This is a genomic window from Faecalibacterium sp. OM04-11BH, assembly GCF_003482185.1.
GTDB classification, from domain to species: Bacteria; Bacillota; Clostridia; order Oscillospirales; family Ruminococcaceae; genus Faecalibacterium; species Faecalibacterium tardum.
The window spans coordinates 1-5,095 of sequence record NZ_QULS01000032.1 but is presented as its reverse complement, the minus strand read 5'-3'; the positions used below and the strand labels follow the sequence as shown (position 1 = coordinate 5,095).

General features: G+C 50.5%; 8 protein-coding genes and 1 pseudogene. 4 read left to right on the top strand and 5 right to left on the bottom strand.

The genetic code is table 11. The features are described from left to right. Both DXB44_RS14725 and DXB44_RS14050 read right to left on the bottom strand, forming a co-directional pair. Positions 1-213: hypothetical protein (locus DXB44_RS14725; protein ID WP_207665889.1), on the bottom strand; the 213-nt coding region annotated here is incomplete at its 3' end. A gap of 70 nt (positions 214-283) precedes the next feature. Continuing rightward, a complete protein-coding gene (locus DXB44_RS14050) occupies positions 284-535 on the bottom strand; it encodes a DUF6061 family protein (RefSeq protein ID WP_097779817.1) in 252 nt (83 codons plus the stop codon). Positions 536-1,017: 482 nt separating this feature from the next. Between DXB44_RS14050 and DXB44_RS14045 the strand changes: the two genes are divergently transcribed. Then, entirely contained in the window at positions 1,018-1,266 is a 249-nt protein-coding gene (locus tag DXB44_RS14045; RefSeq protein ID WP_118659085.1) for a DUF6061 family protein, read from the top strand. A gap of 121 nt (positions 1,267-1,387) precedes the next feature. On the opposite strand, the gene DXB44_RS14040 is transcribed toward DXB44_RS14045, so the two are convergent. The 3 genes from DXB44_RS14040 to DXB44_RS14030 form a co-directional block, all read right to left on the bottom strand. Next, the gene (locus tag DXB44_RS14040; RefSeq protein WP_097772699.1) at positions 1,388-1,864 is read right to left on the bottom strand and encodes a hypothetical protein; all 477 of its coding nucleotides are present in this window, start codon (positions 1,862-1,864) and stop codon (positions 1,388-1,390) included. Positions 1,865-2,065: 201 nt separating this feature from the next. Then, on the bottom strand, positions 2,066-2,731 hold the full coding sequence (locus DXB44_RS14035) for a sigma-70 family RNA polymerase sigma factor (protein ID WP_118659084.1): 666 nt from the start codon (positions 2,729-2,731) through the stop codon (positions 2,066-2,068). After that, positions 2,715-3,545, bottom strand: a complete 831-nt coding sequence (locus tag DXB44_RS14030) for a helix-turn-helix transcriptional regulator (protein WP_118659083.1) — start codon at positions 3,543-3,545, stop codon at positions 2,715-2,717. The genes DXB44_RS14035 and DXB44_RS14030 overlap by 17 nt, the downstream gene beginning before the upstream one ends. Before the next feature lie 254 nt (positions 3,546-3,799). Here DXB44_RS14030 and DXB44_RS14930 point away from each other — a divergent pair, with 254 nt between their 5' ends. The 3 genes and pseudogenes from DXB44_RS14930 to DXB44_RS14020 form a co-directional block, all read left to right on the top strand. Beyond that, positions 3,800-3,961, top strand: a complete 162-nt coding sequence (locus DXB44_RS14930) for a CHC2 zinc finger domain-containing protein (protein WP_243111185.1) — start codon at positions 3,800-3,802, stop codon at positions 3,959-3,961. A 189-nt stretch (positions 3,962-4,150) separates the two neighbouring features. Beyond that, entirely contained in the window at positions 4,151-4,402 is a 252-nt protein-coding gene (locus tag DXB44_RS14925; RefSeq protein WP_243111183.1) for a hypothetical protein, read from the top strand. Between the two features lie 73 nt (positions 4,403-4,475). Further along, positions 4,476-5,095, top strand: a pseudogene (locus DXB44_RS14020) (DNA primase); the annotation flags it as partial.

Genomic DNA, 5,095 nt, shown 5'->3' with positions numbered 1-5,095 from the left:
GTGCGTTTGAACAAAAAGAAAAAGTCCACAAACACTTCCCCCTACCCCGATGAAGTCATCGACCGTCTGGCACGGGCATTCTACCCAGCCATCCTTGCCTGTTGGAACAGCGAGGAAGGGCAAAGAGAGTTTGCCGCGTGGCAGGCTGAACAGGCTCATAATGCAAACAACGAAAAACAGGAAGTTCCCGCTGGGGAACTCCCTGTTGTACATATCGCTATCGTCTGTGGTCTTTTGCAGGGTGCGTCCTATTCAGGGGCGCACCCTGTTTTTTGTTTTGCCCTTAATCTTCTAGCCCATGGCTCCCGGTTACGTTTTTCAAGTATTCTTCTAGATTGCCGTTCAGAATCAAATCCGCATAGCCCAGTGGGTCATTGTAAATAAGGTAATCCAGCTCCGTCTGCTGCGCCATGGTCACATCCAGCGCATCCTCGACCCCGGTGCAGTCGATAGAAACCTTTCTGCCATCCCGGAGCAACAGCTCCACGCAGCTGGTGTCCATGTTGAAATGACAAGCTCTTGCATCGTACTTCATGTTTGTGTCCTTTCCGCCTTACGGCACTCTTACCGTGGTCTGTCGTGCTTTTTTGTGATAAGGTCTAGGACGTTTTTCGATGGAAGCAAGGGATTCGTTCTGTTTTCCGAAGAATACAAAAAATCCGAACCCTTCTCCTATCGGAAAAAAGTTCGGATTTTGTTGATGTGGTGCACCTCCAGGGACTCGAACCCTGGGCCCACTGATTAAGAGAGCAAGCCGCCGGTTCGTCTCAATTTATGGAAGTTTCGAGTTATCGTCATTTTTGCGCAAAGTAACGTGATTTTTTGCGCAGCAATTTCTGCACTCTTTGTCGTATTTTGCACCGAAAAGTACCCTCTGCACGATTTGAAACCGTGCAAAAACCGTGCAGAAACCGTGCACTTACTCCAAAACAAACAAATTTCGACCTATCCCCTACCGACTTGACGGCATTGGTTTGAGTGACCGAACATCAAAATCAAGTCATGGAGGATACGACTATGAACAACCTGCTTTCCTGCCGCTACAACATGGACACCAACCGGGTGGAAGCCCGGTTCGCGGATGGCTCTGCCGTTGCCATCGACTGCATTGCCATTGAGGACGAGTACGGCAACACCCCGGCACAGCGGGCAGAACTGGATTGGCTGCTCTACAACAAGCCCTTGGAGTACGCACAGCTTGTACTGGGTGGAGGGATGGAGCATTATCTTTCCCTCGGCTGTGACCACGGCAGATTAGAAGATTGACCTTTAATTAGAATATTCCAAACAGACCAACAGCCCTCTACTTGCGATCATTGCAAATAGAGGGCTATCGGTTTGTTAATAGTTATCAAGTTTTTCCACAACTTTTGTCGCCTATTTGTTCTTACTCATCTGCTTGAAAAAATTCCTGCTTCGTCCCGATAATATCTTCATAGTTGCTTTGAGTTACTGTGACTTCCAGATGATCTCCCTTATTTTCAATTTCTGCTTTTATATCATTTCCTCTGTCGTCTTTGCCGCTAAAGCTAAGAATCCCTGTTTCAGAATCGTAAGTTCCAATCGCGTTTTCGACATAAAGCAAATGGGTAACGCTATACTCGATCCTATATGTGCCATCATCTTCTTTAGTGATATTCAGAATTTCATCAAAATCATTACTATAATAGCCTTCCTCTGGCATTTGAAAATTCGCAGTATCATTATTGGTTAAATGCTCGTTTGATACTATATCACTAACATTTTTGTTTTCTACTTGTACTGAAGTGCTTTCAGTCGATGGTTCTTTATTTTCCTGAGATTGCCCACATCCAGCTAACCCCAAAACCATGCATAGCACAAACAGATAAATTACTTTTTTCATAGCATTCTTCTCCTTTATTCAATCTATTTTTGTCGATTTATTTGTTATCGCATTTTATCATACCATAATTATTAACTTTTCTGTTTAAATAACGAACTTCAAGCCTGATTTATTTCATCTGTCCACAATTTTTTTCAAAATCATATGGCTGCACATAAATTTCCAGAAAACTTGTAGCACAATCACGATTTTTCTTTTCGTTCATACAAACCACCACGGCAGTTCCAGCCACAGGTTATCCATAGCTTGTTCCTCCGTCTTTTTGGCGCGGCCTTTTGTCAGGTGAAAGTATATCGCTGTGCCAATCAGCGGATGTTCCTCGCCATCGGTGAAGCCATAGCGGTACAACAGATAGGTCTGCTCTCGCTGGGTCAGCCGTTTCAGACCATCGTACATTTCCCGGCACGATTCCTGCTCCTCCATAATGCTCTGCGGCTGCATGGCATAAGGGTCGGCTATGGCTTCGATGCGCCGTAGTTGTTCCTCTCCCGGCAGAACATCGTCCAGCGAAACGCGCTGGTAGCAGATACCGTCCTTGTCCTCCGTTACCATCCGCTGCTCAAAAGCGGCAAAGGCATCCCGCACCATGTCCATCATAGCATTGCGGATGGCAGGAGCCGCATAGGTCATGAACTTCATTCCTCGCGCTGCATCGAACTTCGGCACAGCTTTCCATAAGCCCAGATTGCCCGCTTGTTTCAAATCGTCCGTGTCAAGGTTCAGACCGGCCTGTGCCAGATTCATGCTGCGAAAAAGGTCATTCGCCACCTTGCCGATAAAGGACTTGTTGTTGTCGATCAGGCTGTCCAGTGCGGCAGCATCGCCTTTCTGTGCCAGCGCACAAAGCCGTTCATTCGTCTGCTTCATGGGCGTTTTCCCGCTCTGCGGCAGACTGCAAGATTCCCAGCAGACCGTTCCGCAGCTGTTCCAGCGCTTCCGGCGTAGCTCCCTCCATGCCCGAAACGCTGTCCAACATTGCATCCGTCAACTGCTCTGCCGTGATCGTTGGGTGCTGCACATCCTGCCCCTTGGTCAGTTCATTGAACATCTTCTCGGCCACTTTCTTGCTCATGGCTTCCTGCTCGGCGTAATGGCTCCCGATACCCTTTTTGATTTCCTTGACCGTTGCCATGAAGTACATCTCAATGTCATCAAGGTCACCTTGGTATACTGGCTTTCTCCGAAGGCTGATGTCCTTTGCGGCTTTGGCTGCTTCCGGGGTCTTGACCTTTGTGCGCAGCAGGGTGCTCAATGTCGTGAGCATTGCATTCTGTGCTGCGATGCCGGATGCAAAAGTATCGTCAAAATACTGCGCTATGCGGTAAGTAAGCTCTGCAAACCGGGCGTTTTCCAACAGCAGGTTGACCACCTCTGTATTGACACGCCCTGTGTAGAGGTTCTTTGCAGCTTCTACGGACAAGCCCAGTTCGGCAATGTCGTAATTTTTGCGGTCGGGGATGTTGGTTTCTCCCAGCAGGAAATCCGTAGATACGTTGAACAGCCTTGCGATCTTCAGCACCTGCTCATGGGTCAGGGTTCCTTTTGCGCCACTGATAAAACGGTTGATGGTGCTCTTGGAGCAGCCGAGTCCCTTGGCAAGTTCTGGTTGGCTGATGTTGTGCTCTTTCATCAAGTCCGCAAGACGGACGTTGGATGGTGCGGGCAGATATTCCTGTGCCATGTGATCGGCCCTCCTTTTTGAGCTTTTTCCTCATTATAATACGCTCTGCCGTTTTGTTCAATATACGGTTTCTTCTCCGCCCTTGCTGTTGCAGCCCTGCAACCAGTGAGGGCTTTTTTCTTTTTCCGTTGCAGTTCTGCCGCTTTTTCGCCTTTCCTGCAAAATTTTCCGTATATTCAGGCAGGAAGCAAAAAACACCAGAGTTCCCACTTTGGGGTCTCTGGTGCAACGCACGAAACAAAGGAGGAATGCCCTTGAGCCTGTATCAAACTGTCAAGTCCGCTATCACCGTTCGGCAGGTGGGAGAAATGTATGGTATGGAGCCCGACCGCCATGGCATGGTGTGCTGTCCGTTCCATTCTGACAGCGACCCCAGCATGAAGCTGAACGACACCTATTATTACTGCTTTGGCTGAGGAGCCAACGGCGATGCCATCGACCTCACCGCCAAGCTGTTTGACCTGAACCCCCGGCAAGCCGCCGAGAAGATCGCAAGTGACTTCGGGCTTGACCCGGACAAGCCGCCCGCCAATGCCATCGCCCTGCTGCCGCCCAAGCGTGGCCTGACGGACGAGCAGTGGGCAGACATCGCCTACTGCCTGCGGGTGCTGACCGATTATCTTGACCTGCTGCCCGACTGGCAAAAGCGCTACAAGCCCGCCAGCCCGGGAGAACCGCTGGACGAGCGGTTCGTGGAAGCCCTCCACATGACCGAGACCATCGAGCACCTGACTGACTGCGTTGCATTTGGAACACCCCAGCAGAAGGCCGCTGCCGCCTCACAGCTGCTGTCCGGGTCGTACCTGCTGATGCTGGAAGAGCGCATCGACCGCCTTGCTCTGGCAAAGTGCGCCTGACGATTCATTCACCTAAAGTGGTGCTTATCATTATGATAATCACCACTTTACTTTTTTAAAGGAGAACCACCACATGAAGAAAAACATTTCCCGCAATCCCTTATGGCCGGACTGGTACAACGGCAAGAAGATCGATGAAGTCCAGTTTGGCCGTGCCTTTCTGGAACAGTGGCCGCTGAAATGCGTCAACGACACGCTATATACGCTGGACGGCCCGGTAGAGGATGAGAGCGAGATCAAGCAGCGCATCTTGGAGAACATCGAGGAATACGTCACCTCTGGCCTGTCCAAAAAGGTCACCAACATTCTGGAGACCATCAAGCTGCTGGCCTTTTCCGACCCGTTTCCCATCGAACAGGACTGCATCCACTTCCAGAACGGCGTGTACCATCTGCCGGACGGCTCTTTTCAGGAGAGCCGCCTGTTTTGCCAGAACCGTCTGCCCGTAAGGTATGCCCCCAAAGCCGCCAGCCCTGACCGCTGGCTGACCTTTCTGCACGAGCTGCTGGACGATGCCGACATCCCCACCTTGCAGGAATATCTGGGCTACTGCCTCATCCCCAGCACCAAGGGACAGAAGATGATGCTCATTGTCGGCAAGGGCGGCGAGGGCAAATCCAGAATCGGGCTGGTGCTGAAACGGCTCATGGGAGATGCCGCCAGCAACGGCAGCGTCCAGAAAGTGGAGAACAA